Origin of the sequence: uncultured Reyranella sp. (assembly GCF_945957355.1) — a bacterium.
Lineage (GTDB): Bacteria > Pseudomonadota > Alphaproteobacteria > Reyranellales > Reyranellaceae > Reyranella.
The window spans coordinates 162,734-180,743 of sequence record NZ_CAMFKM010000006.1; the positions used below are offsets into that span (position 1 = coordinate 162,734).

Annotated in this window: 16 protein-coding genes; 1 reads left to right on the forward strand and 15 read right to left on the reverse strand. The window is 67.3% G+C overall.

The genetic code is table 11. The features are described 5' to 3' along the window. Positions 1-135: 135 nt before the first annotated feature. The 13 genes from paaK to Q0Q48_RS12300 all read right to left on the reverse strand — a co-directional run bounded on the left by paaK (position 136) and on the right by Q0Q48_RS12300 (position 14,250). A complete protein-coding gene (paaK, locus tag Q0Q48_RS12240; RefSeq protein WP_295137897.1) occupies positions 136-1,425 on the reverse strand; it encodes a phenylacetate--CoA ligase PaaK in 1,290 nt (429 codons plus the stop codon). Continuing rightward, complete coding sequence (locus Q0Q48_RS12245; RefSeq protein ID WP_295137899.1) at positions 1,422-4,052, reverse strand: DUF2339 domain-containing protein; 2,631 nt, start codon at positions 4,050-4,052, stop codon at positions 1,422-1,424. The genes paaK and Q0Q48_RS12245 overlap by 4 nt, the downstream gene beginning before the upstream one ends. Before the next feature lie 30 nt (positions 4,053-4,082). After that, on the reverse strand, positions 4,083-5,318 hold the full coding sequence (locus tag Q0Q48_RS12250) for an amidohydrolase family protein (RefSeq protein ID WP_295137901.1): 1,236 nt from the start codon (positions 5,316-5,318) through the stop codon (positions 4,083-4,085). A gap of 39 nt (positions 5,319-5,357) precedes the next feature. Beyond that, positions 5,358-5,954 carry a tetratricopeptide repeat protein gene (locus Q0Q48_RS12255; RefSeq protein WP_295137903.1) on the reverse strand — a complete coding sequence of 199 codons (597 nt, stop codon included), beginning with the start codon at positions 5,952-5,954 and terminating at the stop codon, positions 5,358-5,360. Between the two features lie 19 nt (positions 5,955-5,973). Then, a complete protein-coding gene (locus Q0Q48_RS12260; RefSeq protein ID WP_295137905.1) occupies positions 5,974-7,293 on the reverse strand; it encodes a heterodisulfide reductase-related iron-sulfur binding cluster in 1,320 nt (439 codons plus the stop codon). 1 nt (position 7,294) lies between these two features. Beyond that, positions 7,295-8,464, reverse strand: coding sequence for a glycolate oxidase subunit GlcE (glcE, locus tag Q0Q48_RS12265; RefSeq protein WP_295137907.1), 1,170 nt, complete (start codon positions 8,462-8,464; stop codon positions 7,295-7,297). A gap of 4 nt (positions 8,465-8,468) precedes the next feature. Further along, on the reverse strand, positions 8,469-9,956 hold the full coding sequence (locus Q0Q48_RS12270) for an FAD-linked oxidase C-terminal domain-containing protein (protein WP_295137909.1): 1,488 nt from the start codon (positions 9,954-9,956) through the stop codon (positions 8,469-8,471). An 80-nt stretch (positions 9,957-10,036) separates the two neighbouring features. Continuing rightward, the gene (gene ykgO, locus Q0Q48_RS12275; protein ID WP_068191747.1) at positions 10,037-10,162 is read right to left on the reverse strand and encodes a type B 50S ribosomal protein L36; all 126 of its coding nucleotides are present in this window, start codon (positions 10,160-10,162) and stop codon (positions 10,037-10,039) included. Between the two features lie 172 nt (positions 10,163-10,334). Continuing rightward, positions 10,335-10,940: a UdgX family uracil-DNA binding protein gene (locus Q0Q48_RS12280; protein ID WP_295137913.1), complete on the reverse strand. Its 606-nt coding sequence runs from the start codon at positions 10,938-10,940 to the stop codon at positions 10,335-10,337. Position 10,941: 1 nt separating this feature from the next. After that, positions 10,942-11,814: a DUF72 domain-containing protein gene (locus Q0Q48_RS12285; RefSeq protein ID WP_295137915.1), complete on the reverse strand. Its 873-nt coding sequence runs from the start codon at positions 11,812-11,814 to the stop codon at positions 10,942-10,944. A 45-nt stretch (positions 11,815-11,859) separates the two neighbouring features. Beyond that, on the reverse strand, positions 11,860-12,165 hold the full coding sequence (clpS, locus tag Q0Q48_RS12290) for an ATP-dependent Clp protease adapter ClpS (RefSeq protein WP_295137917.1): 306 nt from the start codon (positions 12,163-12,165) through the stop codon (positions 11,860-11,862). Positions 12,166-12,185: 20 nt separating this feature from the next. Further along, the gene (locus Q0Q48_RS12295; protein ID WP_295137919.1) at positions 12,186-13,628 is read right to left on the reverse strand and encodes a 4-hydroxyphenylacetate 3-hydroxylase N-terminal domain-containing protein; all 1,443 of its coding nucleotides are present in this window, start codon (positions 13,626-13,628) and stop codon (positions 12,186-12,188) included. Between the two features lie 25 nt (positions 13,629-13,653). Continuing rightward, positions 13,654-14,250, reverse strand: coding sequence for a glutathione S-transferase family protein (locus tag Q0Q48_RS12300; RefSeq protein WP_295137921.1), 597 nt, complete (start codon positions 14,248-14,250; stop codon positions 13,654-13,656). Between the two features lie 64 nt (positions 14,251-14,314). Between Q0Q48_RS12300 and Q0Q48_RS12305 the strand changes: the two genes are divergently transcribed. Next, positions 14,315-15,154 carry a TauD/TfdA family dioxygenase gene (locus Q0Q48_RS12305; RefSeq protein WP_295137923.1) on the forward strand — a complete coding sequence of 280 codons (840 nt, stop codon included), beginning with the start codon at positions 14,315-14,317 and terminating at the stop codon, positions 15,152-15,154. 85 nt (positions 15,155-15,239) lie between these two features. Here the strand turns inward: Q0Q48_RS12305 and Q0Q48_RS12310 are convergent, their stop codons facing one another. Beyond that, positions 15,240-16,304 carry an ABC transporter ATP-binding protein gene (locus tag Q0Q48_RS12310; protein WP_295137925.1) on the reverse strand — a complete coding sequence of 355 codons (1,065 nt, stop codon included), beginning with the start codon at positions 16,302-16,304 and terminating at the stop codon, positions 15,240-15,242. Continuing rightward, positions 16,301-18,007, reverse strand: coding sequence for an iron ABC transporter permease (locus Q0Q48_RS12315; RefSeq protein WP_295137927.1), 1,707 nt, complete (start codon positions 18,005-18,007; stop codon positions 16,301-16,303). Before Q0Q48_RS12315 ends, Q0Q48_RS12310 begins: the two co-directional genes overlap by 4 nt. Between the last annotated feature and the right edge of the window lie 3 nt (positions 18,008-18,010).

Here is an 18,010-nt window from a genome sequence, read left to right on the forward strand (position 1 = left end):
GCGATTGGAGTCCGCTCGTTCTGGCCAGCCCGTTAGCTGATCGGAGCGTAGGCAGGAGAGCGGCTGGCGACAAGATGGTTTCTGCGGCGGGCGGCCGGTAGCCCTCGCCGACCAAATCCGGTCGGCGTCGGAATTCTAGGCTTTCGGGCGCTTGTCGATGACGCGGCGCGCCTTGCCCAACGACCGCTCGATCGTCCCGGGCGCGGCAACCTCGACATCGGCCGTGAGGCCGCACATCCCCTTGAGCCTTCGGGTCAGTTCGGTGGCCGACTGAAGCCGAGCCCCCTGCTCCTGAACCTGCCGCGCCTCGACGCGCACCAGCAGATCGTCGAGCGCGCCCGTCCTCGTCAGCTCGATGACATAGTGGCCGCTCAGGGCCGGATCGCGCAGGATCTGTTCCTCGACCTGGCTCGGGAAGAGATTGACGCCGCGCACGATCAGCATGTCATCGCTGCGGCCGGTGATCTTGGCCATGCGCCGCATCGCGGTGACCGAGCCCGGCGTCAGGCGCGTGAGGTCCCGCGTGCGATAGCGCACCACGGGCATCGCTTCCTTGGTCAGCGTCGTGAAGACCAGTTCGCCCGGCTCTCCCTCGGCCACCGGCTGGCCGGTCACGGGATCGACGATCTCGGGATAGAAATGATCCTCCCAGATCGTCGGCCCGTCCTTCGTCTCCACGAACTCGCAGGCGACGCCCGGTCCCATCACCTCGCTCAGCCCGTAGATGTCGACGGCGTCGATGCCGAGCCGCCGCTCGATTTCGGCTCGCATCCCCTCTGTCCACGGTTCGGCACCGAAGATTCCGATGCGCATCGCCGTGTCGCGCGGATCGACGCCCTGACGTTCGAATTCGTCGGCGATCGCCAGCATGTAGGATGGCGTCATCAGCACGATCCGGGCGCCGAACTCGCGGATGAGCTGGACCTGCCGCTCGCCGAAGCCGCCGGACATCGGCACCACGGTACAGCCCAGCCGCTCCGCGCCGTAATGCGCCCCCAGCCCGCCCGTGAAAAGGCCGTAGCCGTAGGCATTGTGGATGATGTCGCCCGGCCGCGCACCGCCCGCGAACAGCGAGCGGGCCATCAGGTCGCCCCAGGTGGCGATGTCTTTTGCCGAATAGCCCACTACAGTCGGGCGGCCGGTGGTGCCGCTGGAGGCGTGCAGACGCACACAGCGCTCGCGCGGGATCGCCAGCATGCCGTAGGGATAGGCGTCCCGCAGGTCTCCCTTCTCCGTGAAGGGAAAGCGCGCCAGATCGTCTAGACCAGCAAGCTGGTCCGGATGGACGCCCGCGGCCTCGCACTTGGCGCGGTACGGCGCCTGGTTGTCGTAGGCGTGACGCAACGTGGTGCGCAACCGGTCAAGCTGCAGCGCCCGCAGCGCATCGATCGACAGGCCGAGTTCGGGAAACGACGCTCCGGTCATTTGCTGTCGAATCCGAAACGACGGTAGGCGTACCCCAGACCGATCAGGGCGGCTCCGAGTCCGAGGAATGAGAAGACCCGCAAGAGGCCCTGCAGCCCCGCCATGTCGATCAGGAACACCTTGGCGACCACGATGCAGACGAGCACCATGCCGGCATGGCGAAGCGCCGCTGCCTGCCTCAGGAAGCCGAGCGCCAGCAGGGCTACGCCGAACAGCAGCCAGGCGATCGAGTAGGCGTAGAGTTCCAGCCCGTGGGCGTCGAAACCGCGTCTCTCGAACCCGGGATCGAAGAAGTGGCGCACTTCGAAGGAGACATAGGCAAAGGCCAGGACAGAGGCTGCCGCTTCGACGAGGAGATCGACCCGCCGATCGGGCTCGACGTCGATCCAGCGGCGCGCCAAGGCAGCCATCGCGGCCGGCGCGGCATAGGCCAGCAGCAGCCCGTTGAGGATCGGCAGCCGGCCAACATCGGCCGGCTCGAACACGGGATTGGCGACCAGCACCTGGACGATCAGCACCACCGCGACCGCCACCCCGCCGCTCAGGCGCCACGCCCACAGCGCCACGAGGTCGCCGTCGAGCCGCGCCTTCCACAGGGCCGCCAGGGCAAAGGCGCCCCAGACCAGCACGTAGCAGGCCCGTTCCATGAAGCTCGCATCGGGCATCATCATGGCGGTCGGCTGGAAGAGGCTGCGCACTTCGAGCGTCAGCAGGACGAAGACGAGCAGAGCCGCCGCCGCTTCGACGGCCCGCACCAGCCGCATGTCGCCGGTCGGGCGCAGGAAGCGTAGCGCCACGACCAGCGCGGCGACGGAGAGGCCGTAGCCCCAGAGCATCCAGTTGAGGATCGGCGTCAGGCCGATCGGGTATTTCAGGATCTCGGGGTTCACGACGAAGCGCACGATCACGATCGCGAGCAGCGGCCAGCAGAGCCGGCGCAGGGTTACCAGCCCGAGCTGCGCGGAGATGGCGGCGACCGCGGCCAGCTCGATCGCGTAGGCGACGGTGATCCATTCGCGATTGAGCTCGAGCGGAATGGCCGCGCCGATGAAGAAGGTCACGCCCGCTGCCAGGAAACCCAGGGCTTCGGTGGCGCCCGGCATGGTCCCGCGCCAGCGGGTGAGACGCTCGGCGCCTACAAGGAACGGTGCCGCAAGGCCGACGCTGATCAGGCCCCAGGGAATGCCGGGCGTACCGCGCAGCCCGTACCAGGCGAGCAGGAAGTGCGAGAGCGCGGCCGACACTGAAAGGGCTGCCCAGAAACCCGGCCGGGCGGCGTTCCACAGCAGCGCGAAGGCCGCAGCGGCGTACAGGCCGCCGAACACCGTGACAAGCCAGCCGAAGCGGCCGTCGTTCCACTCGGAAGGCACACCGCTCGCCGTCCACCACCAGAGCGCCAGCGCCGCCAGCGACAGGGCCGGGGCGAGGCCGGCGGCGAACTGGAAACGCGGCGCCCAGCGCGAGAAGGCAAAAATGCCGATCCCGTGCACGGCCAGGGCCACCCAGCCGGCCGTCTGCGCGCCGCCGTCCTGCGCGATGGCCATCACGAGCAGGCCGCCGGTGACGGCCAGCGAGGCCCAGACGAGCGCCAGCACATCCTTTGCCGGGTTCTCGCTCTCCTGCAGGCGCCGCCAGGACGCCCAGACGAAGAGGCCCGCGAGAGCCACCAGGAAGAGTCCGACCCAATGCAATTCCGGCTGGTCGGGATCGGCCAGCATCCAGATGCAGGTCCACAGCGCAGAGCCCGCCAGCACGCCCCAACCGAGCATCCACCAGCCGCGGAGCCGGATCACCGTGAGCGTGCCCGCAGCAATGGCCAGCAGATAGCCGAACAGGACAGGCGTGTTGGGCTGCTCGCTACCGATGATCGCGGGGCTCAGGAAGCCGCCGACGAAGGCCAGCGCCGCCACGAAGATTCCATGCCGCAGCGAGAGCGTGATCGCGAAGGCTGTCAGGGCCGCCGCGCCGCCGCCGGCCGCCACCTTGGAGATCATGTCGTAGAGCGCCACGGCCGAGAGCAGCGATCCGTAGAGTGCCGCCACACCGGCGGCGGCCAGCGCCTGCGAGACGCGATCGTCGTGCGGCCGCATGCGCTCCGCGCCTGCAATCAGGGCGAAGCCGAACAGGGCCGCGAGGATGACCCGCACCTCGGGCGAGAGGTACCCCTCCTCGATCGAGTAGCGGACGAGGAAGACGGCCGCCAGGGCCAGGGTGATCGCGCCGACCCAGATGAAGGCGCGTGATCCCAGCCGCTGCTCCCATCCGCCCTTCACCGGCTCGACGGTCGGGAGTGCGGGAGGCAACGCGGACGTTGGCGGGGATGCCGGCAGGTCCGCACCGATGACGATCGCCTCGGGCTCGGCCTGGGGCTCCGGAACAAAGGGCGGAGCCGGCGGTGGCGGCACGAGCGTCTCGACCGGCGTTACCGGAAACGGAGCGGCTTCGGCGGGTGGTGGAAGTGGCTGTTCGCCAATGGCAGCGATCTGGCGCCGCAGCGCCGCCATTTCGGAGGCCAGTCGATCGTTCTGCGCGCGCAGGCCCGACGTGCGGACCAGCGCCATGATGGCGATCAGCGGCGTGCCGAGCGCCCAGGCGATCCCGACGAGGATGAGGAAGATTTCTTCCACGAAGGCTCCGGGATCGCCCTGCCCTGCTCTTTATTCCGCCGCGACGCGAACGGCTTCGCTCGAGAAGGCCGCGCGGTTGTCGCGGGCGACGAGGCCGCGCTTTACCACCATCCGGTGGTTCTCCTTGCGTGCGGCGCGCTTGATGTCGGCCAGCGCGTCGCCGTCGCAAATGACGAAGTCCGCCACGTTGCCTTCCCTGATGCGGCCGTGATCGCTAAGCCGCATAAGGTCGGCCGCACTCGCGGTCGCGAAGAACAGGGAGTCGCGGCTCGAAATGCCGATGTCGCACATGAACTCGAGCTCGCGCGCATTCTCGCCATGGCGATTGTGCGGTGTGCCTGCGTCGGTGCCCATCGCAATGCGGCCGCCGGCCGAATAATACATCTTGGTCGCGGCGATGTGGCGGTCGAACACGCGGCGGCTCTTCTCGATGACGTAGTCGGGAATCGACCGGTCACCCTCGTCGTAGCCCTTGAGGATGTTCTTCACCGCCGCCAGGGTCGGCACCAGCCAGACGCCGCGCTCCTTCATCTCGCGGCAGCATTCCTCGTCCATGAAGATGCCGTGCTCGATCGAATCGATGCCGCCGCGCACCGCGTTCAGGATGCCCAGAGCACCCTGCGCGTGGCTGGCGCAGCATTTGTGGAAGCGATGCGCCTCCGAGATGCCGGCCTTCATTTCCTCGGCGCTGTAGTGCGCGTCCTCGGGATTGACGCCGGCGGTCATCACGCCGCCGGTGGCCATGATCTTCACCAGGTCGGAGCCGGCATGGACCTGCTCGCGCACCGCCTTCACCACCTCGTCGACACCGTCGGCAACGCGGCCGACGCGATTGCCGTGGCCGCCGGTCATGCAGATCATGCGGCCGGCGCAGCGCATCGTCGGGCCGAGGAAGCGGCCGGCGTTGTAGGCGTCGCGGATCGCGAACTCGATATAGTCCTTGCCGCCGCAGTCGCGCACGGCGGTGACGCCGCCTTCCAGGGTCTGGCGCATGAACTCCATGCCGCGCACCGTGAGCTGGGCGGCGCTCAGGCGATCCTGGACGGCGCCGGGATTGCCCTCGGCGCCCGACAGCGAGTGGACGTGGCAGTCGATGATACCGGGAATCAGCGTGGCGCCCGAAGTATCGACCGTCTCGCCGGCAAAGCCCTTGAACTCGCCCGCCGCGGCGACGCGCTTGATGCGGCCGCCCTCTTCCAGCACCGCCTGCCCGTCCTGCACCTTCTCGCCATCGAAAAGACGACCGCCGACATACAACGTGGCCATTGACCCAACTCCTGAACTGAACGCTCGAGCGACTTTGACCTACGTCGAGGGCCGGCCGCAACCCAACGGATCGGCATCCGCGCCGTTATCCCCGCCCAATGCCTTCAGGCGCGCGATCTCGCCGTCGATTCCTGCGATATGCGGGTTCCACTTGCGCGCCAGCTCGAAGGCAGCCACCGCCCGTGCATTCTCACCCATTTCCGCGCGGATCATGCCCAAGCCGGAATAGGCGCCGAAATGGCGCGGCTCGCGTTTCACCGTCTCGCAAATATCGGCCAGCGAGGCCGGGAAGTTACCCATCAGCCAGTGCGCGGTCGCCCGCTTGTTCCACGCTTCTGACAAATCGGGCGCCAGGTCGATCAGGCGCGTGAAGGTCTCGATCGAGGCCTTCAGCTCCTGCTGCTGCATCTCGGCGATGCCGCGCATCATGACCGCGCGCTGGCCCATGTCGGGCACCATCACCCACTGTTCCCAGATCGCCGCCTCGAGCGACCTGATGGCGGACGGATCGGTGGCGCTCTGCAGCTTGATGAACAGGGTGTCGAGCATGGTGCCGCTCCCGGCGTTCTGCGCCTGCACGTTGGCCCCGAGCATCAGTCCGATCAGGGCGGCAAGGCAAGCGCGAAGAGCGTTCATGCCTCCCCCACGTTCGCGGTCAGTCGAGCGCGGCCGGCTTCGGACCGCCGGTGGCCCAGTCGAGCAGCTCGACCGTATGGGCGATGGGTATGCCGGTGCCCGCGGCGATGTTGCCGATGCAGCCGAAGTTGCCGGCCGCGATCACGTCGGGCTTCAGGCTCTCGATGTTGGCCACCTTGCGGTCGCGCAGGCGGCGCGAGAGTTCGGGCTGCAGCACCTGGTAGGTGCCGGCCCAGCCGCAGCAGAGATGGCCCTCGGGCACGTCCTTCACGACGAAGCCTGCGTCGCGCAGCAGCCGCTTGGGCGGCTCGATCACCTTCTGGCCATGCTGCATCGAGCAGGCCGAATGGTAGGCGACGGTGAGGCCCTTGGGTTCGACGTTCACGAGCCCGATCTCGGCCATCACTTCGCTGACGTCCCTCGCGAGCTTCGCGACCTGCTGTGCCTTTTCCTGCCATTCCGGCTCGCCGGCCAGCATGTTGCCGTAGTCCTTGACCGTCGTGCCGCAACCCGAGGCATTGATGACGATGGCATCGAGGCCGGCACCGTCCATCTCTCGCAGCCAGGCGGTGATGTTGGCCTTGGCCAGCGCGATCGCCTGTTCGTTGCGCCCGACATGGAGAACCGACGAACCGCAGCAGCCCGAGCCCGCGACGTTCACCACTTCGATGTCGTGACGGGTCAGCAGCCGCACCGTGGCCTCGTTGACCTCCGGCGCCAGCACCTGCTGTCCGCAGCCCGGCATCAGCGCCACGCGCTTGCGGCGCAGGCCCTTGGCCGGAAAAGTCTGCGGCCGGTCCACCGGCGACGGACCGCGCAGGCGCGCGGGAACTGCATCGAGCATGGCGCGCAGCCTGCGGAGAAAGGTGGCGCCACCCGGATCGGGGCTGGTGGCCGGCAGCAGCGGCGCCAGCGGCTTGGCGAGACGTCCCAGCATCATGGCCCAGCGGAAAGCGGTGGGCCGTGGCATCAGCCAGGCCAGCAGCCCGCGCATGAAACGGTCGGCCGGCGCCCGCGCATAGGTCTCCTCGATGCGGTGGCGGCCGTGATCGACCAGATGCATGTAGTTCACGCCCGACGGGCAGGTCGTCATGCAGGACAGGCAGGACAGGCAGCGATCGACGTGCCGCACCTCCTGCATCGTGGGCGCGCGATCGCCCTCCAGCATCGCCTTGATGAGATAGATGCGGCCGCGCGGACTGTCGCGTTCGTCGCCCAGCAGCACGAAGGTCGGGCAGGTGGCGGTACAGAAGCCGCAATGCACGCACTTGCGCAGGATGTGCTCGCTGCGCGCATTCTCGGGATCGGCAAGCTGGGCCAGGGTGAAATTGGTTTGCACGTCAGCCCATCCGGCCTGGATTGAAGAGACCCTTGGGGTCGAAGCTTTCCTTTACACGTGCCGCCAACGCCAGCAGCGCGGCAGGCTGGGGCTGGAAGACCGACACGGCAGCGCGCACTGTCTCGGGCGCGCGGATCAGGGTCGCGTGACCGCCGGTCGCGCCCAGCGCTCCACGAACCAGCCGGTGATCGGCATCGTCCGAGGGCGGCAGTGCCAGCCAGATCAGCCCGCCCGACCAGTCGTAGAAGGCCTGTGCGGCGGGACGCTGCGCCTTGACGCGCGCCAGGATCGCCGGACCTTCGGTCGGAGGACAGGAGATCTTCCAGACGATTTCGTCGGGACCGGCGTTCAATGGCGTGACGTCACGCACCTCGCGCCAGAAGGCCCGACTCTCCAGGGTGCCGAGTTCCTCCATTTTCGCGCCAGCGTCGACCATCAGATCGCGCAGGCCCTTGAGACGCGCTTCGACCGAAGGCGCCACGCCTTCGAGGCGCAGCGCCGTGCGACCCGGCAGGTGGGCAGCGCCCGAGACTTCGTGCGGGCTGCCCATCGCCGCGCACATCGCCTGAACGGCCGCAGCGTCGTCGAGGCCCAGCAACAGCAACGTCGCCGTCTGGTCCGGCGCGGGCAAAACCTTGACCGAGACTTCGTCGAGCACGGCCAGCGTGCCCCAGGATCCGGCAAGGACCTTGGAGAGATCGTAGCCGGTGACGTTCTTCATCACGCGGCCGCCGGACTTGAACGCTTCGCCGCGCCCGTTGACGCCGCTGAAGCCCAGCAGGTGATCGCGCGCCGCACCGGCCGAGAGGCGGCGCGAGCCCGCGAGATTGCCCATGACGGCACCGACCAGCGTGCCCAGCCCCGGCTCACGCCCCAACATCGGACCGAGATCGGGCGGCTCGAAGGCCAGCATCTGGTTGCGCTGAGCGAGCAGCGCCTCGACCTCGCGCATCGGCGTGCCGGCACGCAAGGTGACGACCAGCTCCTCGGGCGCGTAGTCGACGATGCCGGAGATACCGGAGAGGTCCAGGACGTGATCGCACCGCATCGGCTTGCCGAGCGCGAGCTTGCTGCCCTCGCCACGCACGTCGAGCGTAACGCCCTCGCCCAGCGCCCACTCCACCGCCTGCCGCAGCTCCTTCGCGTCGCGCGGCTTGATCGTACCAGTCATCGGATCAGAACCGCGGGATGTCGGGGAACGGGATGTTGTTCTGCGTCACGACCAGCCGGCCGAGTTCGGCGCAGCGGCGCAGCTTGGGGAACACCTTGCCGGGATTGAGCAGATGATCGGGATCGAAGGCGCATTTCACGCGCATCTGCTGGTCGAGATCGATCTCGGTGAACTGCACGCCCATCAGGTCGCGCTTCTCGATGCCGACGCCATGCTCGCCAGTCAGCACGCCGCCGACCCGCACGCAGAGCCGCAGGATGTCGGCGCCCAGCTCCTCGCAGCGCCGCAGTTCGTCGGGATCGTTGGCGTCGAACAGGATCAGCGGATGGAGATTGCCGTCGCCGGCATGGAACACGTTCACGACGCGCAGGCCATACTGTTTCGAGAGCCGGCGCATCTCCGCCAGCACCTCGACCAGTTTGCCGCGCGGCACCGAGCCGTCGAGACACATATAGTCGGGCGAGATCTGGCCGACGGCGGGGAATGCGGCCTTGCGGCCGGCCCAGAAGAGCACCCGCTCCTGCTCGTCGTGGCTGACCCGGATGGTCGTGGCGCCGCGGCCCCGGGCGATCTCGGCCACCCGCTCGACAAGGTAATCGACCTCGACCGGCGGCCCGTCTAGTTCGACGATCAGCAGCCCTTCGGCATCGAGCGGATAGCCCGCCCCGACATAGGCCTCGGCGCACTTGGTCGCGTCCTTGTCCATCATCTCCATGCCGCCGGGGATGATGCCCGAGGCGATGACGGCGGCGACGCAGTCGGCCGCGCCGGCCTCGGTCGGGAAGCCCAGCAGCACAGCGCGCGCGGTCGAGGGCTTGCGCAGGAGGCGGACGGTGACTTCGGTCACGACGCCCAGAAGCCCTTCCGAGCCGGTCATCAGGCCGAGCAGGTCGTAGCCGCCGGAATCGAGATGTTTGCCGCCCAGCCGCACCACCTCGCCGTTCATCAGCACCATCTCGATGCCCAGCAGGTTGTTGGTCGTGAGCCCGTACTTCAGGCAGTGCACGCCGCCGGAATTCTCCGCGACGTTGCCCCCGATCGAGCAGGCGATCTGCGAGCTGGGATCGGGCGCGTAGTAGAAGCCTTCGTGCTCGACGGCCTTGGTGACGCCGAGGTTGGTGACGCCGGGCTGCACGCGGGCGCAGCGGTTGGCGTAGTCGATCTCAAGCACACGGTTGAACTTGCCCATGGCCAGCAGGATTGCGTCGCCCACCGGCATCGAGCCACCGGACAGCGAGGTGCCGCCGCCGCGCGGCACGACCTTCACCTTGTTGTCCTGGCAGTAGCGCAGGATGGCGGCCACCTGGGCCACGGTCTCGGGCAGCACCACGACCAGCGGCATCTGCCGGTACGCCGACAGCGCGTCGCATTCGAAGGGGCGCATGCCGTCGAGATCGTCGATGACGCCCTCGCCTGGAACGATGGCACGCAGCGCGGCGACGATCTCCGACCGGCGGGCAAGAATGGCGGGATCGAGCGGCGGCATCTCCATCCTTCGCTCATACGCCAAATGAAAAAGCGGCGAAAGCCGAAGCCTCCGCCGCTTTTTTCGCAAAGACGCTGACGCCGTCTTCAGCCCTGGCGGGCCTTGAAGCGCGGGTTGGTCTTGTTGATCACGTAGACGCGGCCCTTGCGGCGCACGATGCGGCAGTCCTTGTGACGGAGCTTCACCGACTTGAGAGAATGACGGATCTTCATGGCCCTAACTCAACAAAAAGCCCCGGCCGGGCCGGGGTGAATTCCGAAAGCGGGCGGAAAATACGGACCGCGAACGCTTCCGTCAACCCATTGATTTTCCACCCAACTTTCGCGCGCCCTTATGGCGTGGAGGAGCGGATTCGTCAATGATCCCAACGACTTGAACGCAAGATCATGCGTTGGCGATCAGCGCAGCCGCTTCCAGGTCGGCCACGAGGGCCGCGAATCCCGCTCGGCGCCCCGCCTCGTCGGGCATCCGCAGGAGGGCGGATGGGTGGGTTGTCACCATGCCGCGATGGCCGCCAGGCAGTTCCAGCATCCGCCCGCGCTCGCGCGACAGCACGATGGAGCGGCGCCCGGTCAGGCTCTGCGCGGCGGTGACCCCCAGCGCCAGTATGAGGACCGGTCGCACCAGCGACATCTCCTTGTCGATCCAGACTTTGCAGACCTCTGTCTCGTAGCGGTTCGGCCGCTTGTGCAGCCGCTTCTTGCCGCGCGGTTCGTTCTTGAAGTGCTTCACGGCGTTGGTGAGATAGACCTTGCCGCGATCGATGCCCGCCTCGGCCAGGGCCCGGTCGAGCAGCTTGCCCGCCGGGCCGACGAACGGACGGCCGGCCAAATCCTCCAGATCCCCCGGCTGCTCGCCCACCAGCATCAGCTTCGCGCGCGCCGGCCCTTCACCGAATACGGTCCGTGTAGCGCTGCGATAGAGCGGGCAGCGCGTGCAGGCTCTTGCCTCCTCGGCCACCGCCTTAAGTTCCGCTGCGGCACTCGCCATCCTAGCCCCCCAGCTTCTGCATCAGGGTGCGCGCATCCCCCGGCGCATGCAGCTTGTCGGTATTGTCAAAGTACACGTAGACGTCGCGCCGGCGGAGGCGTGCCAAGGGCCGTCCGGCGAACGTGCCGTCGGTCATGGGCGCCCCATCGCGCCAAGCCGCCACGCGCATCGCCCAGCGCGAGAGCTCTCGCTCGCTGTAGGCACTGCGATAGAGCTCGCTCGCCCCGTGGAGGCGGCAGTAGACGAAGTCTGCCGTCAGATCCATCAGCAGCGGCCAATCGACCGTGTCCGCACAGACCAGTGCGATCCGGTGCCTGCGCAGTAAGGCAATGAAGGCCGGATCACGGAAGCTCTCGTGGCGGATTTCCACCGCATGCCGGATCGGGCCCGGACTTTCCGACCGCAGCCACGCGCGAGCCCTCAGGCGATGATCGTGCTGCCGGCCGAGCCGCACCGCCTGCTCGGTGTCACGTGGCAGGACCTCGAAGAAGCCCTCCAGCCTCTCCGGCTCGAAGCGGAAGCTGGGTGGGAACTGCCAGAGGATCGGCCCCAGCTTGCGGCCCAACCGCAGCACGCCCGAGGCCATGAAATTTGCCAGCGGCGCCACCGGATCACGCAGCCGCTTCATGTGGGTGAGAAAACGCGGTCCCTTGACCGCGAACACGAAATCGTCGGGCGTGGCATCGAACCACTGCCTGAACGAGTCCGGCACCTGCAGACTGTAGAAGGTGCCGTTGATCTCGACCGTCGGGAATATCGTGGCGAGATGGGCGAGTTCATCCTTTTGCGGCAGGCCTACCGGGTAGAACTGGCCACGCCACGGGGTGTAGCGCCATCCCGATACGCCGATACGGACCTCTGATCGTCGAACCATGCCGCCAAACGATGCGCGCGCACAACGGTTGCCCCTCCTCGGGCCCTACTCCTCAGGTTCGGTACTGAACTCCAAGGGATGGCCGGCGCCACGGGCCATGTCGTTGGCCTCACTTGCCTTGGATTCGGCAATGTCACGGGTGTAGGTCGCGACGACGCAGGCGCCGCGCTGATGGGCCGTCATCATCACGCGGTAGGACTGTTCCTCTGTCATGCGGAACACGGCCTTCAGGACGACGACCACGAACTCGCGCGGGGTGTAGTCGTCGTTCAGCAGGATCACCTTGTAGAGCGGCGGCTGCTTGGTCTTCGTCCGCTCCACCGCCTGCGGCTTGGTGTCGATATCGCTCATCGGCCCCTCCTCGCCCTGCCCTAATGATGCGCCTCGTCCAGGAAGCGCTGCACGAGCCGGTCGGCCCGGCTGCGATCGGTGAACTGCAGGTGGCGCGCCAGGTTGCGCGCCGACGAGGCCAGATAAAAGCGCTCGTACTGCTCGTTGCGGCTGGCCAGCGCACTGCCGGCGAAGTCCCAGGCGAGCCGGAAGACGCGGATGCGCTCCTCCGCCGCCATGCCCTTGGCGCCCGGCAGGTAGCGGTCGATCAGCGGCCGCAGGTCCGGATCGGCGAGCTGCGCCGCGGTCGGCGCGGCCAGCAGATTGTGCGAACCGATCAGGCGCAGGATCTCGTTCACCCTCGGAAACCAGAGCGGCAAGGTGGCCCGCAGCGCATGCAACGGGCGGACGCCGCAGGTCCACAGGCCCGACGGCCACTCGCGGGCCTCCGCCTCGGCAGCGACGATGGCGGCTCGCGTGAACTCCGCATAAGTCCAGATCTCGCCGATCATGCGTTGCGTCTCGGGATCGACGGCGTTGATCGACGACGCCATGCGCAGCGCGAGTCCCCAGGCGAAGTCGAGCTTCGTCCACGCCCGGATCATCGTCTGCTGCATGATGTTGGGCTGCCAACTCGACGTCATCACCGTGTTGTACGTGGCGAGATTGCGGTCGATGAACAGCCGGTCGCGCGGCACCTCCACGTCATCGAAGATCACGAAGGCGTCCTGCTCGTCGAAGCGGCCCGAGAGCGGAAAGTCGAACCGGTTGCCCGGCGCCGACATCGAATCGCGGCAGAGGAATTTCAGGCCCGGCGTGCCGATGGGGATACAGAAGGAGAGCGCATAGTCGTCGGAGCCCTGGGGCAGAGGCGCGCCGGGATAGACTGCGATCTCGTCGGCGAAGGGCGCCAGGGTCGCCAGCACCCGCGCGCCGCGCACGACGATGCCGTGCTCGGTATCGCCGACCTTGCGCAGGGCATGGGCGTTGCCGGCCGACGGTGCATCGCCCGTGGCCTTGTCGACGGTGGGCTGAACGATCGTATGCGTGAGCGCCACGTCGCCGCGTCGCAGGAATTTCTGGTAGGCGACCAGCCGCTCGGCGCCCGCCTCGTTGCCGTGCGCGCCCCACTCGTCCATCCGGCCGGCGAAGCCCGCATAGGTGACGTTCATGTAGTCGGGCGTACGGCCCATCAGGCCGACCGAGTATTCCGCCACCTGCCGCAGCGCCGTGTGGCGCCGTTGCAGGTCCTCCCGCGAGCGCGGGATCAGATGGCTGACCGGTATTGGCTCACCGGTCTCCGGATCCGGCGCGAGGCACGTCACGGCGTCTCTGTGGTGGAGATCATAGACCTCGGCCAGCGCATGGGCCGCCCCACGTAGCCTGGGGTGGTCGACGACGTCGGCGATCTTCTCGCCGTCGACCCAGACGTCGCGCGGGCCACGAAGGCCCTTCAGGAATTGTTCACCCGTCCGTGCCGGCATTGCAGCCCTCCCCGGACGAGGACTGTCACCCCACCGGCATCGTCTCGGCAAGAGGCGGCAGCTTCACGACCCTGTCGTACCAGGCCGAAAGCTTGGGATGGCCCGGACGCCACGGCTCGTTGGCGTAGCGGAAGTCGAGATAGCCCAGCGCGCAGCCGATGGTAATCTCGCCGATCGTGGTCAGGTCGCCCAGCGAATCGGCCTGCTTCTCCAACTCGTCCAGCGCGCGCGTGACCTTGCCCTGCTGCAGGGCAATATAACTCTGCCGTCCCTCGTCCTGGGGCAGTGCGATCTCGCGGCGACGCGGCTGCGTGGCGTCGAGGATGCCGTCGCCCAGCGCTTCCTGCGTCAGCGCCTTCCAGCGCGCCGGTCCGACCGGCGGGAACAGCTTGGGTGCATTGCCGATGCTGTCGAGATACTCGCAGATCACCGGGCTGTCGTAGATCGACGTGCCGTCGTCGGTGATCAGCGTCGGCACTTTTGACAAGGGGTTCACCGGCAGCAGGGCCGGATCGGTCGTGCCGATCTTCCAGCGTTCGATCTTGTCGTTGAGCCCGCGCGCGATGGCGCAAGCCATCACTTTGCGGACATACGGGCTTGCAGCGGAGTAGGCGATCTTCATGTCGGTCCCCCTTGAGATTCATCGGATCGGCGCGCACGTTATCCCGCATCCCGGGAGCAACGCCATGAATTTCCAGACCGAGAAACTGGCCCCCCACATGGCCGCAGCGGTGAGCGGCATCGACCTCAACATACCGGCTGACGACGCGACGCAGGCCGCCCTGACGGGCGCGCTGCACGACAACCTCGTGATCTGCATCCGCGATCAGCACCTGGTGCCGCCAGTCTTCCTCGCGGCCATGTCCAGGTTCGGAACGCCGATGCTGCGCAAGCAGCTCGCCCGCACACCGGAATGCGCGGAGGTGAACATCATCTCCAGCGAGGATCGCGACGTGCTGGGCGACGGCAAGAAGATCGTGAACGGTGCCAACTGGCACACCGACGACAGCTTCATGCAAGCCCCCTGCTCTCTCACCATGCTCTACGGCGTCGAGGTTCCGTCGCGCGGCGGCGACACGCAGTTCACCAACATGTATGCGGCCTACGAGGACCTGTTGCCGGAGATGAAGGCGCGCATCGATCCGCTGAAGGTGATCCACAAGTACCATTCGAGCCGCAAGCTCAGCCGCATCTCGACCCGCCCGGCAGAGGAAATGGCGGCGATGCCCGAGGCAACCCATCCGCTGGTGCGCACCCATCCGGAGACCGGCCGCAGGTCGCTCTATCTCAATCCCAACCGCATGGAACAGGTCGTGGACCTCGACCGCGCCGAGAGCGACAGGCTGCTCGACGAGCTGATCGCCCATGCGACCCAGCCGAAGTACGAGTACCGCCATGCCTGGCGACAGGGCGACATCGTGATCTGGGACAATCGCTGCACGATGCACAAGGCCAACGCCGACTATCCTGAAGGCGAGCGCCGGCTGATGCACCGGGTGATCGTGGCAGGGACCGAGCCGTTCTGAGGGCTCATTGGAGCGCGCCACTCCAGTGGCGCTCTTCGCTTAAACTAACGACGTATGAGCGCCACTGGAGTGGCGCGCTCCATTGTCAGGCTTCGAGCAGCACACAGTGCTCGGGCGCGAAGGACAGCGTCACGTCGGCGCCTTCCGGCAGCAGGTTGGTCGGCGGGCGGCGCACGATCATCGCGCCCACCGGACTGTCGACGACGTACTGCACGAAATCGCCGTGGAACAGGCGCTGGCGGACCTTGCCGGGCACATGGTTCTCGCCGGCCAGCGGCTCCAGCCCGATATAGGCGGTACGGACGGCGACCTCCGTCTCCTTGCCGTGCGGCTTGTGCGGCGCCATGACCTTCAGCACCGTGCCGCCCTGCGCGACGAAGGTGCCGTCACCGGCGGGCCTGCCCTTGATCAGGTTGGCCGAGCCCACGAAGTCCGCGACGAAGCGGCTGCGCGGCTTGTTGTAGATTTCCTCCGGCGTGCCGATCTGCTCGATGACGCCCACGTTCATCACGATGACACGGTCTGAGATCGCCAGCGCCTCCTCCTGGTCGTGCGTGACATAGACCGAGGTGATGCCCAGCCGCCGCTGCAGCTCGCGCAGCTCGACCCGCATCTCGGCACGCAGCTTGGCATCGAGATTGGAGAGCGGTTCGTCGAACAGGACGACGGTCGGCGAGAAGGCGATGGCACGGGCCAGCGCCACGCGTTGCTGCTGGCCGCCCGACAGTTTCGACGCACCGCGCTCGGCGAGATGGCGCATCTGCACCAGGTCGAGTGCGCGTTCGACATTGGTCTTGAGGGCGGCCTGGTCCTGTTTGCGCACCCGCAGGCCATAGGCAACGTTGTCGAACACGCTCATATGCGGCCAGATGGCGTAGGACTGGAACACCATCGACACGCCGCGCTGCTCGGTCTGCACGTTGGTGCGCGTCGCCGCATCGTACACCGCGCGACCCTCGAGGCTGATGCGGCCGCCCGACGGATGCTCGAGCCCGGCGATGGCGCGCAGGGTCGTGGTCTTGCCGCAGCCTGACGGTCCGAGCAGAGTGAGGTGCTCGCCCCGGCCGACGGTGAAGCTCACGCCGTTCACCGCGACCTGGTCGCCGTAGCGCACGACCAGATCCTGCACCTCGATACGCGTCTCGCTCACTGCAACTCCTTGGTCATGCCGCGCGCCACGCGGAACAGGATGACCAACGCCACGATCACGGTGAAGGTCTGGATCAGGGCCATCGCCGCCGTCAGCTCGGTGCCGCTGGTGGCGAAGGCGCTGACGATCGACGGCGCGATCACCTTGGCGTTGGGTCCCATCAGGAAGGCCGACGCGCCCAGTTCGCGCACGCAGGCCATGAAGATCAGCAGCCACGCCGCCAGGATGCCGGGCTTCAGAAGCGGCAGGGTGACGGTGCGCATCTGATAGGCCCAGGAGGCGCCGCAGACGCGCGCGCACTCCTCAAGGCTCTTGTCGATCTGCAGCACCACGCCCGCCAGGGTGCGCACGCCGAGCGGCAGCATGACCGTGAAGTAGGCCAACGCCAGCAGCCAGAGAGTTCCATAGATGCCGATCGGGATATTGAGCCAGGCCCACAACAGCGCCAGGCCGAACACGAGGCGCGGCACGGCCTGCGGGAACATCACCAGATACTCTATGGCGCCGCGGCCGCGCAGCTGCGAGCGGTAGATGATCCAGACCAGCAGCGCCATGATCACCACGCCGACCGTGGCGACCCCGAGGCCCAGCATGATGCTGTTGAACAGCGCCGTGCGCACCGGACCGAGGGACAGCGCCGTCTGGTAGTTGGCGAGGGTCCACTGCGCCTGGTCCAGGAGCACGGTGGCGAAGCGCTGCAGCGAGGTCATGAGCAGCGCCGCGATCGGGAAGACCACCGCCAGCGCGACATAGAGCGCGCAGACGCCAAACAGCACCCAGGCGAGCCGTCCCATTTCCATCGGCCGCGGCCGGAAAGCCTTGCCGCTGATGGTGGTGAAGGTGCCGCGGCGGATCATGCGCCGGTAGAAGGACAGCATGAGGAACATGACGACGAACAGGGACAGTCCCATCGCCGAGGCGCGGCCGTAGTCGGGCGGATAGGACAGCGTCGAATCCCAGATCGCCGTCGTGATGACGTAGATGCGCCCGGGAATGCCGAGCACGAGGGCGGCGGCGAAGGAGCCCAGCATCTCGGCGAAGACGAACAGCATGGCGCCCAGCACGCCCGGCATCACCAGCGGCAGGGTCACGGTGAGCATGGTGCGGAACTTGGAGGCGCCCATGACCCTCGCCGATTCCTCGAGCGCCGGGTCCATCGACTTCATGGAGGCCGAGATCATCACGAAGGCGACCGTGCCCTCGAACAGGGCCATCACCCAGGCGATGCCGAAATGGGTGTAGATGTCGGCAATGTCGCCGGTGCCGCCCACCGCCTTCCACAGCTGGTTGACAAAGCCGCTCTTGGGTCCGGCGATCACCGCCCAGGCCAGCGCACCGACCAGTGGAGTCATGTAGTAAGGCAGCTCCATCAGCCGCTCGAGCTTCTCGCGGCCGGGCACGTTGGTGCGCGTCAGGATCCAGGCCAGCGTGAAGCCGATGAAGATCGCCATCACGGTGGCCATCACCGCAATGATCAGCGTGTTCCAGACGGTCTTCAGATCCTCCTCGAAGATCGCGATGTAGTTGGCGATGCCGAACTCGACCGGCGGAAACGCCATCGGATCGCCGACGTTCAGCGACTCCTCGACCAGGAACACCATCGGGAGCAGGACCAGGAAGCCGACGATCAGAAGGACCGCCAGTGTCGTCAGGGCCTGCCCGTTCAGTCGTGGGCGCAATATGCCCGTGGACGCATCAGCCAAAGC